Genomic DNA, 21,878 nt, shown 5'->3' with positions numbered 1-21,878 from the left:
GACGAATGATGCGTTACGTCTCGACCCGCGGGCAGGCCCCGGTTCTGAACTTCGAAGAGGCCATGCTGTCGGGGCTGGCGCGCGACGGCGGCCTCTACCTGCCCGAGACCATCCCCACGCTGGAGGGGATCGAGGCGCTGGACGGCCTGTCCTACGAAGAGGTCGCCTTTCGCGTGATCCGTCCCTTCACCGGCGACAGCTTCACCGATGAGGAATTGCGCGGCGCCATTGACCGGGCCTATGCGCGCATCAGCCACGCCGCACGCGCGCCGCTGGTGCAGCTGGCGCCCGGACATCACCTGCTGGAGCTGTTCCACGGTCCCACGCTGGCCTTCAAGGATTTCGCGATGCAGCTGATCGCGCAACTGTTCCAGATCGCGCTGACGCGGTCGGGGCAGCGCATCACCATCGTCGGCGCGACCTCGGGCGATACCGGCAGCGCCGCGATCGAGGCGTTCCGCGGCATCGACAACGTGGACGTGTTCATCATGTATCCGCATGGCCGCGTGTCCGAGGTGCAGCGCCGTCAAATGACGACGCCGGCCGCCGAGAACGTGCATGCGCTGGCCGTCACTGGGCATTTCGACGATTGCCAGGCGCGTCTGAAGGACCTGTTCAACGACCACGATTTCCGTGACGGCGTCGGGCTGGCCGGGGTGAACAGCATCAACTGGGCGCGCGTCGTGGCGCAGATCGTCTATTACTTCACCGCCTGCGCGTCCCTGGGGATGCGGCAGACGGATTTCTGCGTCCCGACCGGCAATTTCGGCGACATCTTCGCCGGTTCCATCGCGCGCCGCATGGGCCTGCCGGTGCGCCGTCTGATCGTGGCGACGAACCAGAACGACATCCTGCACCGCGCGCTGACCACCGGCGAATACCGGGTGGGCGAGGTCGCGCCCTCGATCAGCCCCTCGATGGACATTCAGGTCAGCTCGAACTTCGAACGTGCGCTGTATCTGGCCTATGGTCAGGACGCGGGCGCGATCCGGCAATTGATGGTCGAGCTGAAGGCCGGTGGTTTCTCGATCAGCCTGGGCGCGCTGGAAACGCTGCGCGAGGAATTCCGCTCGGGCCGCGTCTCCGAGGAAGAGACGCTGGCGACGATCACCCGCGCCCTGAGCACGACGGGCGAGGTGCTTTGCCCGCACAGCGCCATCGGCGTGGCCGTGGCCGAGCGTCACCTTGAGCCGGGCGTCCCGATGGTCACGCTGGCCACCGCGCATCCCGCCAAGTTCCCCGACGCGGTCGAGCGCGCGACCGGCCAGCGGCCCGTCCTGCCGCCGCATATGGCGAGCCTGTTCGATTTGCCCGAACGCGTGACGCGGGTTGAAAACGATGTCGAGGCGCTTAAGTCACTGATCCTCGAACGGAGAACTCAGTGAACGAACCCATCATCACGACCCTGCCCAACGGGCTGCGGGTGGCGACTCGCGCCATGCCGGGGCTGCACTCTGCCGCACTTGGCGTCTGGGTGAATGCGGGCGGGCGCAACGAACGCGCCGAACAGAACGGCATCGCGCACTTTCTGGAACACATGGCCTTCAAGGGCACGACGCGCCGCAGCGCCCTGCAGATCGCCGAGGCGATCGAGGATGTGGGCGGCTACATCAACGCCTATACCTCGCGCGACGCGACCGCCTATTACGTCCGCGTGCTCGAGGATGACGTCGATCTTGCCTTTGACGTGATCAGCGACATCGTGCTGAACCCGGTCTTCGACGCCCGCGAGATCGAGGTCGAGCGCGGCGTGATCCTGCAGGAAATCGGGCAGTCGCTGGACACGCCCGACGACATCATCTTTGACTGGCTGCAAGAGGCCGCCTATCCCGACCAGCCGATGGGCCGCACGATCCTTGGCCCCGCCGAATGCGTCAGCCGCTTCGGCCGCGCCGATCTGGCGAGTTTTGTCGCCGAGAATTACGGCCCCGGCCAGATGGTCGTCTCGGCGGCGGGCGCTGTCTCGCATGACCGCATCGTGGCCTTGGCCGAGGCTGCCTTTGGCCATCTGAAGCCCGTGGCCCAGGCCCCGCGCGAGGCCGCCCGCTGGCAGGGCCGCGAGACGCGCCATGTCAAGCCGCTGGAACAGGCCCATTTCGCGCTGGCCTTCGAGGGGCCGGGCTATCTGGCGCCGGATTTCTATGCCGCGCAGATCTTCTCGTCGGCGCTTGGCGGGGGGATGTCCTCGCGGCTGTTCCAGAAGATCCGCGAGGAACGCGGCCTGTGCTACACGATCTTCGCGCAGTCGGGCTTTCACGACGACACCGGCATGCTGACGATCTATGCCGGGACCGGGGCCGAGGATCTGGCCGATCTGGCGAACCTGACCATCGACGAGATCAAGCGCGCCGCCGAGGACATGACCGAGGCCGAACTGGCCCGCGCCCGCGCCCAGCTGCGTGCCAGCCTGCTGATGGGTCTGGAAAGCCCCTCGGCCCAGGCGGAACGCATGGCGCGCACGCTGGCCATCTGGGGCCGGGTGCCCGATGCGTCCGAGGTGGCCGAGCGCATCGCCAGCGTGACGCTGGCCGATATCCGCGACCACGCGGTCGCGCTGATCGGCTCGGCGCGGCCTGCTCTGGCGCTTTACGGCCCGGTCGAGGGCGCGCCGACCCGCGAGGATCTGCTGCGAAGGCTTGCTGCATGATGCTGCTCAGGCGCCGTCCGGTCCGGCTGGATGCCGAGCGGATCGTGCTGCGCCTGCCCTCGCATTCCGATTTCAACGCCTGGACCGCGCTGCGTGACGAAAGCCGCGACTTCCTGACCCCGTGGGAACCCGTCTGGTCGCGCGACCACCTCTCCCGCAAAAGCTTCACCAACCGCGTCCATTGGGCCGCGCGTGCGGCTCATGCCGGGACGGGCTTTCCCTTCTTCATCACGCGCCGTTCAGACGGGGCGCTGCTGGGGGCCGTGACGCTGGACAATATCCGGCGTGGCCCTGCGCAATCGGCGACCGTCGGCTACTGGATCGGCCAGCCCCATGCGCGTCAGGGCTACATGCGCGAGGCTTTGGGTGTGCTGGTCCATTACGCCTTTACCACGTTGGATCTCAGCCGGATCGAGGCTGCCTGCCTGCCCGAGAACGCCGCCTCGCGCGGGGTGCTCGAGAAATCGGGCTTCAAGTATGAGGGCGTCGCGCAAAGCTATCTGCAGATCGACGGGCGCTGGCGCAACCATGTGCTCTACGCCAATCTGCGCAGCGACCGAAGGGGGCGCACCGATGTCCGCTGAGCTGAACCCCGCTGACGAACGACTGGCCGCGCACCTGCCCGCAGGGGTGCTGCGCGAGCCGTCCCCCGCCTATACCGAGGAGCCGCGCGGCCGTTTTCACGGACAGGCGGGGCTGGTCGCCGCCCCCCGTGATGCCGAAGAATGCGCAGCCATCATCCGCGCCTGCGCGGCGGCCCGCGTGCCGGTCGTGCCGCGCGGCGGCGGCACCGGGCTTGTGGGCGGCCAGATCATGCCCGACGGCCCCGCGCCGCTGATCCTGTCGCTGGAACGCATGGCCGCCATCCGCGCGACCTATCCCGACGAGGGCGTGATGATCGCGGAATCGGGCGTGACCCTGCAGGCTGCGCGGGACGCGGCGGCGGCGGCGGGTCGGCAATTCCCGCTGTCGCTGGCCTCGCAGGGCAGCGCCCGGATCGGCGGTGTGCTGTCCACCAATGCGGGCGGCGTGAATGTACTGCGCTACGGCAATGCCCGTGCGCTGTGTCTTGGGGTCGAGGCTGTGCTGCCCTCGGGCCAGATCATGCGCGACCTCAAGCGGCTGCGAAAGGACAATACCGGATACGACCTGCGCGATCTGCTGATCGGCGCCGAAGGCACGCTTGGGATCATCACCGCCGCCGCGCTGGTCCTGGCCCCGGTCCCGGCCGAGACGGGCGTGGCGCTGATGGTCGTGGACAGCCCCGAGGCCGCGCTGCGGCTTCTGGCGTTGGCGCAGGCCCGCATGGCGGGCGGGGTGACCGCGTTCGAGCTGATCGCGGGGCAGGGGCTGCATTTCCTGGCCGAGGCCTTCCCGCAGATGCGCCAGCCCTTCGCGCCCATCCCGGAATGGATGGCCCTGATCGAGGTCGGCCTGCCCGCTGGCCTGTCCTCGGCCCGCGCGCTGGAAGGGCTGTTCGAGGCCGGTTCCGCCGCCGGTCTGGTCCATGACGGCACCATCGCGCAGTCGGGCCAGCAGGCCGCCGACCTCTGGGCGCTGCGCGAACATATCCCGCTGGCCAACCGCCATGTCGGCGCGATTGCCAGCCATGACATCAGCCTGCCTTTGTCCGAAATTGCGGCTTTCGTGCGCGACGCAGGCGCCATGATCGCGGCCGAGGGTGACATGCGCGTCAACTGCTTCGGCCATCTGGGAGACGGCAACCTGCATTACAACCTGTTCCCCGCGCCGGGCCGCAGACGCGAGGAATACGACGACCAGCGCCGCGCCCTGTCGCGCCGCATCCATCAGATGGTGGTGGAACGCGGCGGCTCGTTCTCGGCGGAACACGGGGTCGGGCGGCTCAAGGCGGCGGAACTGGCCGAATGGGGCGACCCCGCCCGTCTGGCCGCGATGCGCGCCATCAAGCAGGCGCTGGACCCGGCAGGCATCATGAACCCCGGCGCCGTTCTGATCTAGGCGCCTTCGAACGCACAGAGCGCATGGACGGGCATTCCCAGCCCCTCAAGCACCTTGCGGCCGCCCAGATCCGGCAGGTCGATGACGAAGGCGCAGCCGATCACCTCGGCCCCGAGCCGCTGGCACAGCGTGATCCCCGCCGCCGCCGTGCCGCCGGTGGCCAGCAGGTCATCGACGATCAGCACCCGTTCGCCCGCGCGCAGGGCGTCATCGTGGATCTCCATGATCGCTTCGCCATATTCCAGCTGATAGGCCTCGCTGATGACGGTGCCGGGCAGCTTGCCCTTCTTGCGGATCGGCACGAACCCGACCGAAAGCTGATGCGCCACCGCGCCGCCAAGGATGAAGCCACGCGCCTCGAGGCCGACGACCTTATCGATGCGCTGCCCGGCATAGGCGTGCAGCAACTGGTCCACAGCCATGCGGAACCCGCGCGCATCCGAGAACAGCGTGGTCACATCGCGGAAAATTATTCCCTCATGCGGGAAATCATGAATGCTGCGGATGTAATCCTTGACCTCGCGGCTCATGCGGGGCGGTCCATCTCGAAGATGTCGGTGACGGCGGTGTAATCCTTGTAGCCCAAACGCGCCAGCCAGCCGCCCGCAGGGCGCGGATCGAAGCGGCCATCGACCACGCAATCGTCGCGCAGGTGAACGCCCGTGACGACACCGAAGACGGCAAAATTCTGCTCGCCCGCCAGCGGCACGATCTGCGTCAGGCGGCATTCCAGCGCGGCCACGGCCTGCGCCACGCGCGGGCAGTCGATCGTCTGGCAGGGGATGCTTTCCACGCCCGCCACCTCGAATTCGTTCACGCCCGCTGGCAGGGGGGCCGAACTGGCATTCATCGCCGCCTCGGTGTCGCGGCTGGCGATGTTCACGCAGAAGACGCCGCTTTCGATGATCTGGGCGACGCTGTCCTTGGCGCCCGGCCGGTCGGGCTTGGCTCCGGTCGAGGCGAACATCACCTGCGGCGGCACATAGGCGACCGCGTTGAAGAAGGAATAGGGCGCCAGATTGTCGCCCAGCTTGCCCCGGGTCGAGATCCAGCCGATCGGCCGGGGCGCCACGATGGCGTTGAAGGGGTTGTGGGGCAGGCCGTGTCCGGCTTCGGGTCTATAGAACATGGGCGGCCTCCTGTCGCGTTCGGTCGCCAACCTGCCACCGCTTTTCCCGCTGTGCAATGTTCCGCCTGCTGTCCAGCCGTGATAAGGGGCCACCCCGAATGCAGGAGGCGCGGCGATGTATCAGATCTGCCCCGAGACAAGTGCCGACGCGCCCGAGGTCGAGGCGCTCTACGATCTGTGCTTCGCCCCGGGCCGTACGGCGCTGTCCTCCTATCGGCTGCGCGATGGCGTGCCGCCCGTGGCCGATCTCTGCCTGCTGCTGCGCCAATCCGACGTGCTGATGGCGGCGATCCGGCACTGGCCGGTCCGGGTCGCCGATAAACCGGTTCTGCTTCTGGGCCCCATCGCGGTCCACCCGACCGCGCAGGGCGAGGGGCTGGGCGGCCTTCTGATGCGCGACAGCCTGTCACGGGCCCGCGATCTCGGCTGGAGCCGCGTCCTGCTGGTGGGCGATGCGCCCTATTACAGCCGCTTCGGTTTCTCGCGCCTCGACGGGGTCGAGATGCCCCCGCCCACGAACCCGGACCGCGTCCTGGGGCTGGAACTTCAGCCCGGCGCATGGGTTGATGTCACCGGAGAGGTCATGCGCGACCTCTCGGCCCAACCCCGCCCCTGAATCCGACATCCCCCGCCGATGAGCGACCGCCCGCCCCAGATCACGCCCCAGATCCTGCCGCCGATCACCGATCCGTCGATTCATGCCCAGATCGCGCGGCTGGCGCAAAGCCGCCAGCAGGCGGGCGGGCCACTGATCCGGCTCATCTCGCGCATCGGGCAGGGGGCCGAGAACGCCGCGACGCGCCTGCCGCCCGGCCTGTCGCGCAGGCTTGAGGCCGCGACCGAACAGGCGCTGACCCGCGCCTTCCGCGCCGCAAGGGCCAGCCGCACGACCCTGCGCGCCCGCAGCGACCGCTTCAACCGCATCGGCGCGACCCTGATCGGTGGCGCGGCGGGCGCGGCAGGCATCACCGGCGCGCTTCTGGAACTGCCGGTCACGGTGACGCTGCTGATGCGCGCGATCCTCGACATCGCGGACGAACACGGCCTCGACCCCGAGGATGAGGATCTGCGCCGAGAGGCCTTGCGCATCCTCGCCGCCCGCCCGCCGTCGCGCGACCCCACGCGCACGCCGCTCTCGGGCCTCGCCATCCCGCTGGCAGGCCAATCCAGCCAGGCCCTGATTGCCGCCGCTGCCCCGCGCCTCGCCACGATGCTCGGCCAGAAACTCGCCCTGCAATCGGCCCCGGTCATCGGCGCCCTGGCGGGCGCCACGATCAACCACGCCTTCCTCGGCTATTATCAGAACCTCGCCCGCGTGCATTTCGGCCTGCTGCGCCTTTCGCGGGAAACCGGCCTCCCGCCCGAGGCGCTGGACGAAGCCTTCCTCGCGGCGCATCGCGCCTGATCTTTGCCTTGGTCCAAATATCCCGGGGGTCCGGGGGCTGGCCCCCGGCGCTTGCGGGACGCGCCTAATCCTCGGCCTCGGCCGCGCTCAGCGCCAGCGCGCTGACAGGCGCCTCCAGATCGGCGGTGCTCAGCCCGGCGGCAGGCCGTGCCAGACGCGCCTTCGTCACCCAGAACAGCCGCTCCTGCGCGCGGGTGATCGCGACATAGGTCAGCCGCTTCCACAAGGGCACCCCGGCCTCGTTCCGGTTCGACCATGCGGCGGCGGCGATGTCGGGGGCAAAGACCTGCACCTGCGGCCATTGGCTGCCCTGCGCCTTGTGGATGGTGACGGCGGCGCCGTGCAGAAAGGCCGCCCCCATCCGCGCCGCATAGGGAATAAAGGGCTCTTCGGCATCCGGCATCTCGATCTTCACGATCGAGGCCGCCGACAGGCGCGGATCCTCGGCCCCGATAACGTGCAGCCGCGAAAAGCCGGGCTTGCGGCCGGGGCCCAGATAGACGACCTGAGCGCCCTTGATCAGCCCCCGCGCCTCCAGATCGATGCGCTTCTTGCGGTGCTTCAGCGGCAGTTCCAGCCCGTCGCAGATCAGAGGCTCGCCCGGCAGCAGCGCATCGCCCGGTGCGCCATAGGCGCTGCGGAAGGCGTGGATCAGCCGGATGCGCGTCGCGTTGCGCCAGACAAGGACCGGACTGCGCGCCATCAGATCGCTTTCGACCCGCTCGGCCCAGACCACCCGGTCATCGCGCCGCGCCGCGTCCCGCACCATGCTTTCAAAGGCGTCAAAGCCCAGCCGTTCATCGGCCAAAGCATGGGCCAGATCCAGGATCGGGTTGTCGTCGGATTGGCGGTGGATGCGGTTCAGGTAAAGCCGCTGCTGGGGCGCCAGCCGGTCAAAGACCATCTCGCCCGATTGCCCGACCGGAGCCAGCTGGGCGGGGTCGCCGAACAGGACCAGCACGGGAAAGATCTCGCGCAGATCCTCGAACTGGCGTTCGTCCAGCATCGAGGCCTCGTCGATCAGCCCGACATCCAGCCCCTCTTCGCGGCGCTTCCAGCCGCGGATGAAATCCGAGCCGCGCAGACCCGCCGCCGCAAGCGCCCCGGGGATCGAGCCGTGCTGGTCGTAGAACGCGCGGATGCGGTCCAGGGCGGCATCGTCCAGCCCCTCGATCTGTGGCTTGACGCCGGATTCCGTCAGCCAATCGGCGATCTTCTCGTATTCCGGGTCATAGACGGGGGTGTAAAGAATGCGGTGGATCGTCGTCGCCGGAACGCCGCGCATTCGCAGGACGAAAGCCGCCTTGTTCGTCGGCGCCAGGATCGCCACGCTGCGGCGGTCCTTGCGGCGGCGGCCCTCCCAGTCGGGGCTGATCAGATCGACCCCGGCCTCCAGCAAGGCCTTGGTCAGCTGCGACAGAAGCAGCGTCTTGCCGGACCCGGCCTTGCCGATCACCGCCATGACGCGGCCCTTGCCCTCGGTCGCGGGGTGGACCTCTTCGGCGGCGATGTCGATGCCCGCCGCGCCGAACGTCTCGGCCAGCATGTCCCAGGCTTCGGCCTGATCGGGCGACAGGGTCGGGGCGGGCGCGGTCTGTGTCATGGCGACAGCCTTATCCGGGCGGGACGGAAAAGCGAAGGGCCTGCGCCGCGGATGGGGCCGAAACGCAAGACGCCGCCCCGAGGGGCGGCGCCGCGAAAGCCGTGAGGCGTCGGATCAGAAGCCGAGGCCCGCGTATTTCGACTTGAACTTGGACACGCGGCCACCGGTATCCATCAGGCGCGACGAGCCGCCGGTCCAGGCCGGGTGCGAGGTCGGGTCGATGTCCAGCGACATCGTCTCGCCTTCCTTGCCCCAGGTCGAACGGGTCTGATAGACCGTGCCGTCCGTCATCTTGACTTCGATCATGTGGTAATCGGGGTGAATGTCTTTTTTCATCGGATGACCTCGATTCAGGCTTTGTCGCCGGACAGCGGACGGTAATTGGTCTTTTCGGCGATACGGGCCGATTTGCCGCGACGGTCGCGCAGGTAATACAGCTTGGCGCGACGCACCTTGCCGCGACGCACGACCTCGATCGAATCGATGTTCGTCGAATAGAGCGGGAACACACGTTCCACGCCTTCGCCGAAGCTGATCTTGCGAACCGTGAAGCTGGCACCGATGCCGCTGCCGCCCTTGCGCGAGATGCAGACGCCTTCGTAGTTCTGCACGCGGGTCCGGGTGCCCTCGGTCACCTTGTAGCCGACGCGGATGGTGTCGCCGGCCTTGAAGTCGGGGATGGTCTTGCCGAGCGCAGCGATCTGCTCGGCTTCGAGTTGTGCGATCAGGTTCATCGCCTGGGTTCCTCTTGATGCTCGCGGTGATCCCGCGATTGGTCTGATGCGCCCGAGAGCTGTCGGTCCTTTGCCGGGTCCATACCGTCCTGGTATGCCCGCCACAGATCGGGGCGGCGTTCCTTGGTCAGCCTTTCGGCCTCACTTGCCCGCCATGCAGCGATGGCCGCGTGGTTTCCCGACAGCAGAACCGGCGGGATTTCGCGGCCTTCCCATTGGGCGGGCTTCGTGAACTGGGGGGCTTCCAGAAGGCCCCTGTTGCCGATGGAAAAGGACTCCTCGGCCAGCGAATCCTGATTCCCCAGCACGCGCGGTATAAGGCGGACCGTCGCGTCGATCAAGACCTGAGCCGCGATCTCGCCGCCGGTCAGGACATAATCGCCGATGCTGATTTCCTCGATGTCGTGGGCGTCCAGAACGCGCTGGTCGATCCCCTCGAACCGGCCGCAGATCAGCGTGACGCCCGGACCCTGCGCCAGGGCCCGCGCGCGGGCCTGCGTCAGCGGCTTGCCGCGCGGCGACATGTAGATCACCGGCAGGCCCGGACCGGCCTCGTGCAGGGCGGCGTCCAGCACGTCGGGGCGGATCACCATGCCCGCGCCGCCGCCGGCGGGCGTGTCATCGACATTGCGGTGCCGCCCGATGCCGTGTTCGCGCAGGGGGATGGTCTCAAGGTTCCACAGGCCCTGTGCCAGCGCCTTGCCGGTCAGCGACAGGCCCAGGATGCCGGGAAAAGCCTCGGGAAACAGGGTGATGATGCGCGCGGTCCAGGCGCCCAGAACCTGCGGCTCGGCCATCAATTCGCGCGGGCGCAGGCTGGGGCGGATCGACAGGCGGCCATGGGATTTCGGCGTCTCGGTCATTCCGGGCCGTCATCGTCCGAGGCGCCGGGCGGGTCGGCCACGATCCGGCCCGCCGTCAGATCGACCGTCGGCACGATGGCGCGGGTGAAGGGCAGCAGCAGCACCTGCGCGCCGCCCACGATTTCCAGGATGTCGCCTGCGCCGTGGTCATAGATCGCGCGGACGCGGCCCAGAGGCACCCCGCCGGTATCCACGACCTGAAGCCCGATCAGGTCGGCATGGTAGAATTCGTCATCGGGCAGCGAGGGCAGGGCCGCGCGCGGCGCCCAGAGGGTCGTGCCCTTCAGCGCCTCGGCGTCTTCGCGGGTCGCCACGCCGGAAATCCGCGCGCCCAGACCGCCGGTCACGGGGCGGGTCAGGGTCACGGTGAAGCTGCGGGCGCCATTCTCGGTCGTCAGCGCGCCGTAAGAGGCGATGTCCGAAGGCTCGGCGCAGAAGCTTTTCAGGCGCACCTCGCCATGGACCCCGAAGGCCCCGGCGATCGCGCCGACGCAGATCTTGTCGCTCATGGCAGGGCGGTTTCCGTTTCGGGCGTAAAAGACGGCCCGGCGCGGGGCCGGGCCGTCAGGGGATCATTCGGCGGTCGCCGCGGCGGCTTTCTTGGCGCGCTCTTCGGCGCGGGCCTTGGCTTTCTTGCCGGGCTCGGCCTTTTTCAGGTTCTTGCGCTCGGTCTTTTCGGTGACGCCGGCGGCTTCCAGGAAGCGGGCCACGCGGTCGGTCGGCTGCGCGCCCTGGCCCAGCCAGTGCTTCACGCGCTCGACATCCATCTTGACGCGGTCTTCGCTGTCTTTCGCCAGCAGCGGGTTGTAGGTGCCCAGCTTCTCGATAAAGCGGCCGTCACGCGGCATCCGCGAATCCGAGGCGACGATCGCGTAATGGGGACGTTTCTTGCTGCCACCACGGGCAAGGCGGATCTTCATGGCCATCGGTATTCTCCTTTGAATGGCGGTCGGGCGGATGCCCTCAGGACTGGTATTGTTCGTGGTGCCGGATCACTTCGGCGATCACGAAGTTCAGGAATTTGCGCGCGAATTCCGGGTCTAGATCGGCCTCGCGCGCGAGGCGTTCCAGCCGCTCGATCTGGGCGGCTTCGCGGGCCGGATCGGACGGAGGAAGGTCGTGTTCGGCCTTGAGGCGGCCGACGGATTGGGTGTGCTTGAACCGCTCGGCCAGGGTATAGACGAGGATCGCGTCCAGCCGGTCGATGCTGGCGCGATGGTCCTTGAGCAGGGCGGCGGCGCGGGTGGCTGTGTCCGTCACGCGAGGTCTCCAAGCCGTTCATTTCGTTCAATTCCCGTAAGCACAACCTGTGCACCGGTTGTGCACAGCCCGTGCACCGGGCGGCATGCGGAAATCGGGGTCATGGGCGTCACTTCTTGCCGAACAATCCGCCGAGGCCGCCGGGCAGACCGGCCTTGCCCAACTGCCCGCCAAGCCCCTTGGGATCGGCCAGCATCTTCTGGGCCTCGGCCATCTTGGCGGGGTCGAGGTTGTCCATGTCGGGCAGCCCGCCGCCCTTGCCGGTCATCGCGCGCATGGCCTGCTTCATCAGCCCGCCTTTGCCCATCTTGCCCAGCTTCTTCATCGTGTCGGCCATCTGCTTCTGCATCTTGAGAAGCTTGTTCAGGTCGGCCACGTCCAGACCCGCCCCCGCCGCGATCCGCTTCTTGCGGCTGGCCTGAAGCATGTCGGGATTGGCGCGTTCCTTCTTGGTCATCGAATTGATCAGCGCGATCTGGCGGCGGATGACGCTGTCGTCATAGCCTGCGGCCTCGGCCTGCTTGGCCATCTTGGCCATGCCGGGCATCATCCCCATGACCGAGGACATGCCGCCCATCTTCTGCATCTGCTCGAGCTGGCCGCGCAGGTCGTTCATGTTGAACAGACCCTTCTGGAAGCGCTTCATCATGCGCTCGGCCTGTTCGACCTCCAGCACCTGCTGGGCCTTTTCGACCAGGGCCACGATGTCGCCCATGCCGAGGATGCGGCCCGCGACGCGGCTGGCATCGAAGGTCTCCAGCGCGTCCATCTTTTCGCCCAGACCCACGAAGCGGATCGGTTTGCCGGTGATGGCGCGCATCGACAAAGCCGCACCGCCGCGCCCGTCACCGTCCATCCGGGTCAGGACCACGCCCGAAATGCCGACCTTGCCGTCGAATTCGGTGGCGACGTTCACGGCGTCCTGACCGGTCAGGCCGTCCACGACCAAGAGCGTCTCGCGCGGCTGGGCGATGTCGCGGACCTGCTGGACCTCGGCCATCAGAGCCTGGTCGATATGCAGGCGCCCGGCAGTGTCCAGAAGCACGACGTCATAGCCGCCAAGCCCGGCCTGCGTCTTGGCGCGCTGCGCGATCTGCGGCGCGGTCTGGCCCGGCACGATGGGCAGCGTATCGACGCCGATCTGCTGGCCCAGGATCGCAAGCTGTTCCATCGCCGCCGGACGGTTCGTGTCCAGCGAGGCCATCAGGATGCGCTTCTTCTCGCGGTCCTTCAGGCGCAGGGCCAGTTTCGCGGTGGTGGTGGTCTTGCCCGAGCCTTGCAGGCCGACCATCAGGATGGTCGCGGGCGGGTTGTCGATGCGCAGCGCCTCGGGGGCGTCGTCGCCCTGCAAGACCTTGATCAGTTCGTCATGGACGATCTTGACGACCTGCTGGCCGGGGGTGATCGACTTGGTGACCGAGGCGCCCGTCGCCTTGGCGGTCACGGCCTTGACGAAGCTGCGGGCGACCGGCAGCGAGACATCGGCCTCGAGCAGGGCGACGCGGACCTCGCGCATGGCGGCGGTGACGTCATCCTCGGACAGGGCGCCCTGTTTGGTCAGCCGGTCGAAGACGCCGCCAAGACGGTCGGATAGGGTCTCGAACATGGCCGGGCCTCCTTCGGTCCAAAACGATATTGCCCCCGTGGGCGCAACGCGCTGACGGGGGGCGATCCCCGCCTTGTGCGGGGACCGGAAGGGCAGTCCTTCCGGGAATCCGGGATCACTTACGAAAAAACCCGGCCCGAGTCAACGCGGGGGGCGTCGATCCGGGCCGGGCGGGTTTCGTGAGAGGGGACGCGATCAGGCGGCGATCTTTTCCAGCGCCTCGGCGGCGCGGGCCATGCCGGCATCGCGGTCGATGGCAAGGCCGTCAGCGGGAACGAAGGTCACGTCGGTGATCCCCAGGAAACCCAGCATGTGGCGCAGATAGCCCGAGGCGTGGTCATAGTCCGAGCCGAGCGGCGTGCCGGCGGCGGTATAGGCGACAAAGGCGCGCTTGCCGGTCAGCAGGCCCTCGGGACCTTCGGCGGTGTAGCGGAAGCTGACGCCTGCGCGGGCGATCTGGTCCAGCCAGTTCTTCAGCTGCGCGGGCAGCGAGAAGTTATAGACCGGCAGGCCGATCACCAGCGTGTCTGCGGCCTGGACCTGCGCCAGAAGCGCGTCCGAGGTGGCGACCATCGCCTGTTGTTCGGGGGTCGGGTTCTCGGTGCCGACGCGGACGGCCTGGAACCATGCCGTGTCGATGGCCGGCACGCCCTCGTTCAGGTCGCGATAGGTCACCGTCGCATCGGGATTGGCCGATTTCAGCCGCGCGACGATGTCGGCGGTCAGCTGGCGCGAGACCGAGGCGTCGCCGGTGATCGCGCTGTCGAGATGAAGGATATGCATGATGGGCCTCGTCACTTTGATGTCAGATGCTGCGTTGCGGCAAATATGGGGCTATGAACCAGCGAACAAAAGTTGGATTATCGCGCAGATCATGTGCAGGAGCGCACAGACATGCGGATCGAGACATGGGATGATATCCGGGTGGCTATGGCCGTCGCGCGGACGGGCACGGTCAGCGGTGCCGCGGCCGAACTGGGCGTGCATCATGCGACCGTGATCCGGCGCATCGACATGCTGGAAACGGCGCTGAAGGCGCGGCTGTTCCAGCGCCATTCGCGCGGCTACACGCTGACCGAGGCCGGGCGCGTCATGCTGGCCGCCGCCGTGGCCGCCGATGAGCGCTTTTCGCAGATGGCGGCGCAGATCGCAGGATCGGTCCAGCGGATCGAGGGCGATCTGCTGATCACCTCGCTGCCCGAGCTGGCCGGGCGGATCATGCCGCGCCTGACCGATCTGATGCGCGCCCATCCCGATCTGCGGATCAGCTATGTCACCGATGTGCGCCTGTTCCGGCTGGATGTCGGCGAGGCGCATGTGGCGATCCGCGCGGGCGCCAGCCCGACCGAGCCCGATTACATCGCACGCCCGCTGGGTCAGGTGCAGCATGTCCTCTACGGCAGCCCCGATTACGTTGCCCGCCACGGCTCGGGCGAGGATCCGCGCGCGCATCGCTATGCGCTGCCGGGCCCCGAAGGGGCGGGCGCGCCCTTCATGCGCTGGCTGTCACCCCGGATCGGCCCCGAGAACATCGCGCTGACCAGCAATGACAGCTCTGCCCGCGAGGCGGTGATCCGCGCGGGGCTGGCCATCGGCGCGGTGGCGCTTGGTCAGGAACAGGGTCTGGTCCCGGTGATGAGCCATCCGGAATGGGTGTCCGACCTGTGGCTTGTCACGCATGTCGATCTGCACCGCACGCCCAAGGTGCAGGCCGCGCTGGCCGCCTTGCGCGGGGCCTTCGACTGACGCCTGCGGCTTTCGGGTCGCATGACCCGCGCCGGATGCGCCAAGCGGCTTTTCATCACCTCACGCGGTCGTTAGGGTCCGCCGGAACGAGGGGACAAGAGGCGGCCTGTGGCGCATATCATCGTTGTCGGCAACGAAAAGGGGGGCTCGGGCAAGTCCACGACCTCGATGCATGTGGCGACGGCGCTGGCCCGCATGGGCTATCGGGTGGGCGCGCTGGATCTGGATGTGCGCCAGCGCAGCTTCGCCCGCTATCTGGAGAACCGCGCCGCCTTTGCCGCGCGCGAGGGGCTGAGCCTGCCGACCCCGGTCATCGGCCAGATCGGGGGCGGGCCGGACCCGCTGACCCCGGCGCTGGACGCGCTGGAGAAGGAATGCGACTTCATCCTGCTGGATTGCCCCGGCTCGCATACCAAGCTCAGTCAGATGGCGCATACGCTGGCCGACACGCTGCTGACGCCGCTGAACGACAGCTTCATCGATTTCGACCTGCTGGCCCGCATGTCCCCCGAAGGCGAGATCCTGGGGCCGTCGATCTATTCCGAGATGGTCTGGAATGCGCGGCAATTGCGCGGGCAGGCGGGGGCGCGGCCTATCGACTGGCTGGTGCTGCGCAACCGGCTGGGCACGCAGCAGATGAACAACAAGCGCCGCGTCGGCGGCGCCTTGGCGCAACTGTCGCGGCGGATCGGATTCCGCGTCGCACCCGGCTTTTCCGAGCGCGTGATCTTTCGCGAATTGTTCCCGCGCGGGCTGACGCTGCTGGACCTGAAGGATATCGGCATCGAGAGCATGAGCATGTCGCATGTCGCCGCAAGGCAGGAACTGCGCGATCTGATCAACGAGCTGCGCCTGCCCGACGTGACCGTCAGCTTCTGACGCCGCCTGCATGACAGGGTCGGAACGGAAAACGGCCCCGTGCCCAAGGGCGCGGGGCCGTCCTGTGATCGCCTGCGGGCTTCGCGCCCTTGCAGGATCGTCAGATCAGAGCGGGGTCGCGGTGGTGACGACGCCGCCGGCTTTGCGGGCCATGCCTTCCTGACGGCAGATCGAGATGGCTTCCTCGCGGGTCATGCCGTCGGGGAAGCTGATGGGTTCGTCCCACATCACGATATGCGGCAGGTAGAACTGGCATTCGACCGGGCCTTTATCGGAATCCACCGTGACGGGGGGACGCTCGAACTGGGTGGGCGAGCAGGCGCCGAGCAGAAGGCTCAGGCCGAGAACGGGTGCAAACTTGAACATCATAACCTTGGTCCATGTGAGGGCGATCAGGAACGTCGTGGCCGATTCCGGCATCCCGCGAGCGAGGTCACGAAAAGGCCATCGGCGGCAAGCCTAGCCAGACTTGCCGCCGATGTCGAGAAGTGACTGAATTGTCACAACTTATGCGGTAGCCCGCTGCCCATCATGCCAGCATCGCGACCGGGTTCTCGAGGTGTTTCACAATCGCATCAAGCAATTGTGCGCCAAGCGCGCCGTCGATCACGCGATGATCCACCGACAGCGTCATCGACATGACGTTGCGGATGACGACCTGGCCATTCTCGACCACGGGGGTCTGGATGCCCGCGCCGACCGCCAGGATCGCGCCATGAGGCGGGTTGATGACGGCGTCGAAATTCTCGATCCCGAACATGCCCAGATTGCTGATCGCGAAGCTGCCGCCCTGATATTCATGGGGGGCAAGCTTCTTCGACTTGGCGCGCTGGGCCAGATCCTTCATCTCGGCCGACAGCGCCGAGAGGGATTTCGATTCCGCATCCTTGAGGACCGGCGTGAACAGCCCGCCCTCGATCGCGACGGCGACCGCCACATCCGAGGGCTTCAGCTTGAGGATGCGGTCGCCCGCCCAGACGGCATTCGCGTCGGGCACCTCTTGCAGGGCCAGCGCGCAGGCCTTGATGATGAAGTCGTTGACCGACAGCTTGACGCCGCGGGCTTCGAGCTTCTTGTTCAGCGTGCCGCGGAACTCCATCAGCTCGTCCAGCTTGGCAGACCGGCGCAGGTAGAAATGCGGGATGGTCTGCTTGGCCTCGCCCAGACGGGCGGCGATGGTGCGGCGCATCCCGTCCAGAGCGACCTCGGTCGTCTCGCGGTCGGCATACATCTTGAGGACCGCATCGGCCGAGGGGGCCTTGGGCGCCTGCGCGGCAGGGGCGGGAGCCGCCTGGGCGGCGGCGGGGGCCGCAGCGGGGGCAGGGGCGGCGCCGGGCTTGGCGTCCTCGACATCGGCCTTGACGATCCGGCCGCGCGGGCCGGAGCCCTTGATCTGCGACAGATCGAGGCCCTTGTCGGCGGCGATCCGGCGGGCGAGCGGCGAGGCGAAGACGCGCCCGCCCTGATCGGCCTTGCCCTTGTCACCACCGGCAACCGGCGCGCCGATCGGGCCGCCATAGCCCTTTTCAGCAGGGGCGGGTTCGGCATTGGCGGCAGGTGCCGGGGTTGCAGAGGCTTCGGCCTTGGGCGCCTTGATGTCGCCCGCGTTCTCGCCATCTTCCAGCAGGACGGCGATGGGGGTGTTGACCTTCACCCCCGCGCTGCCCTCGGCGATCAGGATCTTGCCGATCCGGCCTTCGTCCACGGCCTCGAATTCCATCGTGGCCTTGTCGGTCTCGATCTCGGCGATGATGTCGCCGGATTTCACCTCGTCGCCTTCCTTGACCAGCCATTTGGCCAGGGTGCCCTCCTCCATCGTGGGGGACAGCGCGGGCATCAGGATTTCCGTGGGCATCGCGTGGCTCCCTTAGCGGTAGGTGACTTTTTTCACCGCCTCGACCACTTCGGCCGGGGTGATGAGGGCGTGCTTTTCCAGATTGGCCGCATAGGGCATCGGCACGTCCTTGCCGGTGCAGTTGATGACGGGCGCATCCAGATAATCGAAGGCGTTTTCCATCACATAGGCCGAGATGTGGTTCCCGATCGAGGCGACGGGGAAACCCTCTTCCACGGTCACGAGACGGTTGGTCTTTTTCACCGAGGCGATGATCGAGCCGTAATCCAGCGGGCGCAGGGTGCGCAGGTCGATCACCTCGGCCTCGATCCCCTCGGCGGCCAGCTTGTCGGCGGCTTCCAGCGCGTGGGCCATGCCGATGCCGAAGCTGACAATGGTCACGTCGCTGCCAGCGCGCGCGATGCGCGCCTTGCCGAAGGGGATGGTGAAGTCGGGCAGGTCCGGCACCTCGAACGAGCGGCCATAGAGGATCTCGTTCTCAAGGAAGACGACCGGGTTCGGGTCGCGGATCGCCTGTTTCATCAGGCCCTTGGCGTCGGCGGCGCTGTAGGGCATCACGACCTTGAGGCCGGGGATCTGCGAATACCAGGCGGCATAATCCTGGCTGTGCTGGGCGCCCACGCGGGCGGCGGCGCCGTTCGGGCCGCGGAACACGATGGGGCAGCCCATCTGACCGCCGGACATGTACAGCGTCTTGGCGGCCGAGTTGATGATGTGGTCGATGGCCTGCATCGCGAAGTTGAAGGTCATGAATTCGACGATGGGGCGCAGGCCGGCCAGCGCGGCGCCGGTGCCGATGCCGGCAAAGCCGATTTCGCTGATCGGCGTGTCCACGACGCGGCGGGGGCCGAACTTGTCAAGAAGGCCCTGGCTGATCTTGTAGGCGCCCTGATATTCGCCGACTTCCTCGCCCATCAGGAACACGGTCTCGTCGCGCTCCATTTCCTCGGCCATGGCCTCGCGCAGGGCTTCCCGCACGGTCATGGTCTTCATCTTGGTGCCCTCGGGGTAATCGGGGCTGTGATCGGGTTCGGGCGTCTTGACCGCTTCGACGGCCGAGGCGCCGGGCTGGTCGTCGGCCTTGGCCTCGTCATCGCTGGATTTCGCCTGAGCGGGGGCGGAAGCGGGGGCCTTGATGTCGTCGGCGCTTTCGCCTTCCTCGACCAGGACCGCGATGGGGGTGTTCACCGCCACGCCCTGCGTGCCTTCGGCGATCAGGATCTTGCCCAGGATGCCCTCATCCACGGCCTCGAACTCCATCGTGGCCTTGTCGGTCTCGATCTCGGCGATGATGTCGCCGGATTTCACCGCGTCGCCTTCCTTTTTCAGCCATTTCGCCAGAGTCCCTTCCTCCATGGTCGGGGACAGGGCGGGCATCAGAATTTCGGTTGCCATGTTACGTCACCCCCTCAGGCGTTCTCTTCGGCGCTGCCCTGCGGCAGGTCGTCGGCGTAAATGTCGGTCCACAGCTCGTCCAGCGACGGTTCCGGGCTTTCCTTGGCGAATTCGGCGGAATCGTTGACGATGTCCTTGATGTCCTTGTCGATCGCCTTCAGCTCGTCCTCGGTCGCGTGACCGCCGGTCAGCAGCAGGTCGCGCACGTTCTCGATCGCGTCGCGTTCGTCGCGCATCTTCTGCACTTCCTCGCGCGAGCGGTACTTGGCGGGGTCCGACATGGAATGCCCGCGATAGCGGTAGGTCATCACCTCGAGGATGTACGGCCCCTTGCCCGCGCGGCAGTGGGCCACGGCCTTTTCGCCCGCAGCCTTGACCGCCAGGACGTCCATGCCGTCCACCTGTTCGCCGGGGATGCCGAAGGCCTCGCCCCGACCGAAGAGCGTCGTCGATTTCGTCGAGCGCTTGACCGAGGTACCCATCGCATATTGGTTGTTCTCGATCACGAAAACGACCGGCAGGTCCCAAAGCTCGGCCATGTTGTAGGTCTCGTAGACCTGGCCCTGGTTCGCGGCGCCGTCACCGAAATAGGTGAAGGTGACGTTGTCATTGCCCAGATACTTGTCGGCAAAGGCGAGACCCGCGCCAAGCGGCACTTGCGCCGCCACGATGCCGTGGCCGCCATAGAAGTGCTTTTCGCGGCTGAACATGTGCATGCTGCCGCCCTTGCCCTTGGAATAGCCGCCCTCGCGGCCGGTCAGTTCGGCCATCACGCCGCGGGCGGACATGCCGCAGGCCAGCATGTGGCCGTGGTCGCGGTAGCTGGTGATGCGCTTGTCGCCTTCCTTGGCGCAGGCCTCCAGCCCGACCACGACGGCCTCTTGCCCGATATAGAGGTGGCAGAAGCCGCCGATCAGGCCCATGCCGTAAAGCTGGCCGGCCTTTTCCTCGAATCGCCGGATCAGCAGCATGTCGCGATAATATTTGAGCAGCTCGTCCTTCGATATGTTCGAAGGCGCCTCCTTGGCGGGGCTGGGTTTCCTGGCCATGCGGCACATCCTCCTGAGGCTGTGGTCGGAATAGTTCAGCGTTAAACTATCCGTAGCGCATCCCTTTGAACCGCGCAATGCCAGAGGCCGAACCGCAGCGGGCGCTGGTCAGCGCAGGATCACCTCGTCGGCGCGCATCACGCCCAGCACGTCGCGGGCGCGTTCGTCCAGAAGGTCCAGATCCAGGAATTCGTCCGACAGGCGGCGCGTCAGGTTCTGCATCTCGGACACTTCGGCGCGCAGCGCGTCGCGCTGTGCCTCAAGCTCGGCCATCTCGGATTCGATCTGGATGCGGCGCAACAGGCCCGACGGGCCCTGCACGGCGGCAAAGGCGAAATAGAGGCCAAGCGCGGCGGTCAGTACGATGAAAACGGTGGTGCCGATCGAAAGGCGTTGGGTCATGGGCGTCGTCCTGATGGGGCCGGGCGACTATGCCACAGCGCAACCGGGCGGGGAATCCCCGGTCAGAGCCGCGCGGCGAAAATCGCGGAAAGGCGCGCGGCCTCGTCGGCAAGGCCATAGGGCGGGTTCAGGATGAACATCCCCGATCCGATCATGCCGTGGCCGGGTCGCAGCGCCGGAAAGCCCAGTTCCGAGACCAGCGCGCCGGGATGGTCGGCGGTCAGCGCCTGGATCATCGGGCGGTGGCGGTCGTCGGCCAGGATCGGATACCAGAGCGCGATGACGCCGACATTCCACTTGCGCGCAATCTGGGCGACGTGGCGGGGAATCGCTGCATAGTCGGCCTTGACCTCGTAGCTGGGGTCGATCAGCAGCAGCCCGCGCCGGGGCGTGGGCGGGCAGACGGCCTGCGCCATCGCAAAGCCGTCCTGCCGGTAAAGGTTGGCAAAGCCCGCGACCTGCCGCAGGGCATCGTGTTCGGCGGGGTGCAGTTCGGCCAGATGGGCGCGGTCCTCGGGGCGCAGGAAATGCGCGGCGATCAGCGGCGATCCGGGATAGGCGCGCGGTCCCCGGCTGGCGCGGATCGCGGTCAGCGCGGTCATCAGCGGGTGATCGTCGGGCAGCCAGTGCTCCGTCAGGGCGCGGTCGATCCCGGCCTCGGCCTCGCCTGTGCGCTGCGCCTCGGGGCTGTCCAGCCGGTAGAGGCCGCGCCCGGCATGGGTTTCCAGATAGCTGAGCGGCTTGTCCTTGCGCGTCAGGTAATCCAGCGCGGTGGCCAGCAGCGCGTGCTTGTGCAGGTCGGCCAGGTTTCCGGCGTGATAGGCGTGTTGATAACTGAGCATGGCCCGATCTAGCGCGTCGCCGCGCGGCCGGAAAGACTAATCGGCGCGGCTGAGTTCGGAGCGCGATTTCAGCACCTCGGCCCCGTCATCCTGTTCGATCAGATAGGCCGGGTCCTCTGCGCTGGCCTTGCGGGTCACGCTGCTGCCCTTGATTTTGCGGGTCACGTCCTCGCGGAAGATGCGCGTGATGCGTCCTCGCCCCGTGCCGTTGCCCCAGCTCCATTCGACGGTTGTTCCCACGCGCAGCATGATGCCTCCGGTCCATGTCGGGGACAATGCGCGGAGGGGGATGCGGGTTTCAGACATGAAAAAGCGGCGGCACCCAGGGAGGAGGAGGGGGTGCCGCCGCTGAACGCCGGCCCAGGGAGGAGGGAGGGGCCGCGTTTGGGGGTGCGGTCAGGCCAGGGAGGAGGAGGGGCCAGGACCGCGCGCGCAAGGGGTTCGGAGGAGGGAGGAGAGAACCCCCGCGCATCGGTTTGCCGC

Annotated in this window: 26 protein-coding genes; 8 read left to right on the top strand and 18 right to left on the bottom strand. The window is 67.4% G+C overall.

The genetic code is table 11. The features are described 5' to 3' along the window. Positions 1 to 8 precede the first annotated feature (8 nt). Genes thrC through ACTZWU_RS13415 form a run of 4 tightly spaced genes read left to right on the top strand, consistent with a single transcriptional unit; the run spans position 9 to position 4,627 of the window. Complete coding sequence (thrC, locus tag ACTZWU_RS13430; RefSeq protein WP_444737868.1) at positions 9 to 1,385, top strand: threonine synthase; 1,377 nt, start codon at positions 9 to 11, stop codon at positions 1,383 to 1,385. Beyond that, on the top strand, positions 1,382 to 2,647 hold the full coding sequence (locus ACTZWU_RS13425) for a M16 family metallopeptidase (protein WP_444737867.1): 1,266 nt from the start codon (positions 1,382 to 1,384) through the stop codon (positions 2,645 to 2,647). Before thrC ends, ACTZWU_RS13425 begins: the two co-directional genes overlap by 4 nt. Beyond that, complete coding sequence (locus ACTZWU_RS13420) at positions 2,647 to 3,231, top strand: GNAT family N-acetyltransferase (protein WP_444737923.1); 585 nt, start codon at positions 2,647 to 2,649, stop codon at positions 3,229 to 3,231. Before ACTZWU_RS13425 ends, ACTZWU_RS13420 begins: the two co-directional genes overlap by 1 nt. Beyond that, entirely contained in the window at positions 3,221 to 4,627 is a 1,407-nt protein-coding gene (locus ACTZWU_RS13415) for an FAD-binding oxidoreductase (RefSeq protein WP_444737866.1), read from the top strand. The genes ACTZWU_RS13420 and ACTZWU_RS13415 overlap by 11 nt, the downstream gene beginning before the upstream one ends. On the opposite strand, the gene ACTZWU_RS13410 is transcribed toward ACTZWU_RS13415, so the two are convergent. Then, positions 4,624 to 5,157, bottom strand: coding sequence for an adenine phosphoribosyltransferase (locus ACTZWU_RS13410; RefSeq protein ID WP_444737865.1), 534 nt, complete (start codon positions 5,155 to 5,157; stop codon positions 4,624 to 4,626). The two genes, ACTZWU_RS13415 and ACTZWU_RS13410, sit on opposite strands and share 4 nt — an antisense overlap. Beyond that, positions 5,154 to 5,756 carry a flavin reductase family protein gene (locus ACTZWU_RS13405; RefSeq protein WP_444737864.1) on the bottom strand — a complete coding sequence of 201 codons (603 nt, stop codon included), beginning with the start codon at positions 5,754 to 5,756 and terminating at the stop codon, positions 5,154 to 5,156. Before ACTZWU_RS13405 ends, ACTZWU_RS13410 begins: the two co-directional genes overlap by 4 nt. Before the next feature lie 115 nt (positions 5,757 to 5,871). Between ACTZWU_RS13405 and ACTZWU_RS13400 the strand changes: the two genes are divergently transcribed. Together ACTZWU_RS13400 and ACTZWU_RS13395 are read left to right on the top strand one after the other, a co-directional pair. Further along, positions 5,872 to 6,372 (top strand): GNAT family N-acetyltransferase, encoded by a 501-nt coding sequence (locus tag ACTZWU_RS13400; protein ID WP_444737863.1) that lies wholly within the window; start codon positions 5,872 to 5,874, stop codon positions 6,370 to 6,372. Positions 6,373 to 6,390: 18 nt separating this feature from the next. Continuing rightward, the gene (locus tag ACTZWU_RS13395; RefSeq protein ID WP_444737862.1) at positions 6,391 to 7,161 is read left to right on the top strand and encodes an EcsC family protein; all 771 of its coding nucleotides are present in this window, start codon (positions 6,391 to 6,393) and stop codon (positions 7,159 to 7,161) included. A gap of 64 nt (positions 7,162 to 7,225) precedes the next feature. Here the strand turns inward: ACTZWU_RS13395 and ACTZWU_RS13390 are convergent, their stop codons facing one another. The 9 genes from ACTZWU_RS13390 to ACTZWU_RS13350 form a co-directional block, all read right to left on the bottom strand. Further along, on the bottom strand, positions 7,226 to 8,764 hold the full coding sequence (locus tag ACTZWU_RS13390; RefSeq protein ID WP_444737861.1) for an ATP-dependent DNA helicase: 1,539 nt from the start codon (positions 8,762 to 8,764) through the stop codon (positions 7,226 to 7,228). Between the two features lie 114 nt (positions 8,765 to 8,878). Continuing rightward, entirely contained in the window at positions 8,879 to 9,100 is a 222-nt protein-coding gene (rpmE, locus tag ACTZWU_RS13385) for a 50S ribosomal protein L31 (protein WP_219830664.1), read from the bottom strand. Between the two features lie 14 nt (positions 9,101 to 9,114). Then, a complete protein-coding gene (gene rplS, locus ACTZWU_RS13380) occupies positions 9,115 to 9,498 on the bottom strand; it encodes a 50S ribosomal protein L19 (protein WP_444737860.1) in 384 nt (127 codons plus the stop codon). After that, positions 9,495 to 10,361, bottom strand: coding sequence for a tRNA (guanosine(37)-N1)-methyltransferase TrmD (gene trmD, locus ACTZWU_RS13375; RefSeq protein WP_444737859.1), 867 nt, complete (start codon positions 10,359 to 10,361; stop codon positions 9,495 to 9,497). The genes rplS and trmD overlap by 4 nt, the downstream gene beginning before the upstream one ends. After that, complete coding sequence (rimM, locus tag ACTZWU_RS13370) at positions 10,358 to 10,870, bottom strand: ribosome maturation factor RimM (protein WP_444737858.1); 513 nt, start codon at positions 10,868 to 10,870, stop codon at positions 10,358 to 10,360. Before rimM ends, trmD begins: the two co-directional genes overlap by 4 nt. A gap of 63 nt (positions 10,871 to 10,933) precedes the next feature. Next, complete coding sequence (rpsP, locus tag ACTZWU_RS13365) at positions 10,934 to 11,287, bottom strand: 30S ribosomal protein S16 (protein ID WP_444737857.1); 354 nt, start codon at positions 11,285 to 11,287, stop codon at positions 10,934 to 10,936. 37 nt (positions 11,288 to 11,324) lie between these two features. After that, positions 11,325 to 11,621: a chorismate mutase gene (locus ACTZWU_RS13360; protein ID WP_304617746.1), complete on the bottom strand. Its 297-nt coding sequence runs from the start codon at positions 11,619 to 11,621 to the stop codon at positions 11,325 to 11,327. A 109-nt stretch (positions 11,622 to 11,730) separates the two neighbouring features. Further along, positions 11,731 to 13,227 (bottom strand): signal recognition particle protein, encoded by a 1,497-nt coding sequence (ffh, locus tag ACTZWU_RS13355; protein WP_444737856.1) that lies wholly within the window; start codon positions 13,225 to 13,227, stop codon positions 11,731 to 11,733. A gap of 195 nt (positions 13,228 to 13,422) precedes the next feature. Beyond that, positions 13,423 to 14,010 (bottom strand): FMN-dependent NADH-azoreductase, encoded by a 588-nt coding sequence (locus tag ACTZWU_RS13350; RefSeq protein WP_444737855.1) that lies wholly within the window; start codon positions 14,008 to 14,010, stop codon positions 13,423 to 13,425. A gap of 111 nt (positions 14,011 to 14,121) precedes the next feature. Between ACTZWU_RS13350 and ACTZWU_RS13345 the strand changes: the two genes are divergently transcribed. Together ACTZWU_RS13345 and ACTZWU_RS13340 are read left to right on the top strand one after the other, a co-directional pair. After that, positions 14,122 to 14,973 (top strand): LysR family transcriptional regulator, encoded by an 852-nt coding sequence (locus tag ACTZWU_RS13345; RefSeq protein WP_444737854.1) that lies wholly within the window; start codon positions 14,122 to 14,124, stop codon positions 14,971 to 14,973. A 108-nt stretch (positions 14,974 to 15,081) separates the two neighbouring features. Continuing rightward, on the top strand, positions 15,082 to 15,852 hold the full coding sequence (locus ACTZWU_RS13340) for a division plane positioning ATPase MipZ (RefSeq protein ID WP_444737853.1): 771 nt from the start codon (positions 15,082 to 15,084) through the stop codon (positions 15,850 to 15,852). Between the two features lie 105 nt (positions 15,853 to 15,957). Here the strand turns inward: ACTZWU_RS13340 and ACTZWU_RS13335 are convergent, their stop codons facing one another. The 7 genes from ACTZWU_RS13335 to ACTZWU_RS13305 form a co-directional block, all read right to left on the bottom strand. Continuing rightward, on the bottom strand, positions 15,958 to 16,218 hold the full coding sequence (locus ACTZWU_RS13335; protein ID WP_444737852.1) for a hypothetical protein: 261 nt from the start codon (positions 16,216 to 16,218) through the stop codon (positions 15,958 to 15,960). A gap of 163 nt (positions 16,219 to 16,381) precedes the next feature. After that, entirely contained in the window at positions 16,382 to 17,707 is a 1,326-nt protein-coding gene (locus ACTZWU_RS13330) for a pyruvate dehydrogenase complex dihydrolipoamide acetyltransferase (protein WP_444737851.1), read from the bottom strand. Positions 17,708 to 17,719: 12 nt separating this feature from the next. Beyond that, entirely contained in the window at positions 17,720 to 19,102 is a 1,383-nt protein-coding gene (locus ACTZWU_RS13325) for a pyruvate dehydrogenase complex E1 component subunit beta (protein WP_444737850.1), read from the bottom strand. A gap of 14 nt (positions 19,103 to 19,116) precedes the next feature. Beyond that, positions 19,117 to 20,151 carry a pyruvate dehydrogenase (acetyl-transferring) E1 component subunit alpha gene (pdhA, locus tag ACTZWU_RS13320; RefSeq protein WP_304618298.1) on the bottom strand — a complete coding sequence of 345 codons (1,035 nt, stop codon included), beginning with the start codon at positions 20,149 to 20,151 and terminating at the stop codon, positions 19,117 to 19,119. A 108-nt stretch (positions 20,152 to 20,259) separates the two neighbouring features. Further along, entirely contained in the window at positions 20,260 to 20,553 is a 294-nt protein-coding gene (locus tag ACTZWU_RS13315) for an FtsB family cell division protein (RefSeq protein ID WP_304618297.1), read from the bottom strand. 62 nt (positions 20,554 to 20,615) lie between these two features. Next, positions 20,616 to 21,395: a 23S rRNA (adenine(2030)-N(6))-methyltransferase RlmJ gene (locus tag ACTZWU_RS13310; protein WP_444737849.1), complete on the bottom strand. Its 780-nt coding sequence runs from the start codon at positions 21,393 to 21,395 to the stop codon at positions 20,616 to 20,618. Positions 21,396 to 21,431: 36 nt separating this feature from the next. After that, complete coding sequence (locus tag ACTZWU_RS13305) at positions 21,432 to 21,644, bottom strand: DUF2945 domain-containing protein (RefSeq protein WP_444737848.1); 213 nt, start codon at positions 21,642 to 21,644, stop codon at positions 21,432 to 21,434. Between the last annotated feature and the right edge of the window lie 234 nt (positions 21,645 to 21,878).

The organism is Paracoccus sp. NSM, from assembly GCF_052379855.1.
Classification (GTDB): domain Bacteria; phylum Pseudomonadota; class Alphaproteobacteria; order Rhodobacterales; family Rhodobacteraceae; genus Paracoccus.
Note: the sequence above shows the minus strand (reverse complement) of the source record. Positions and strands in the feature narration are given on the sequence as shown.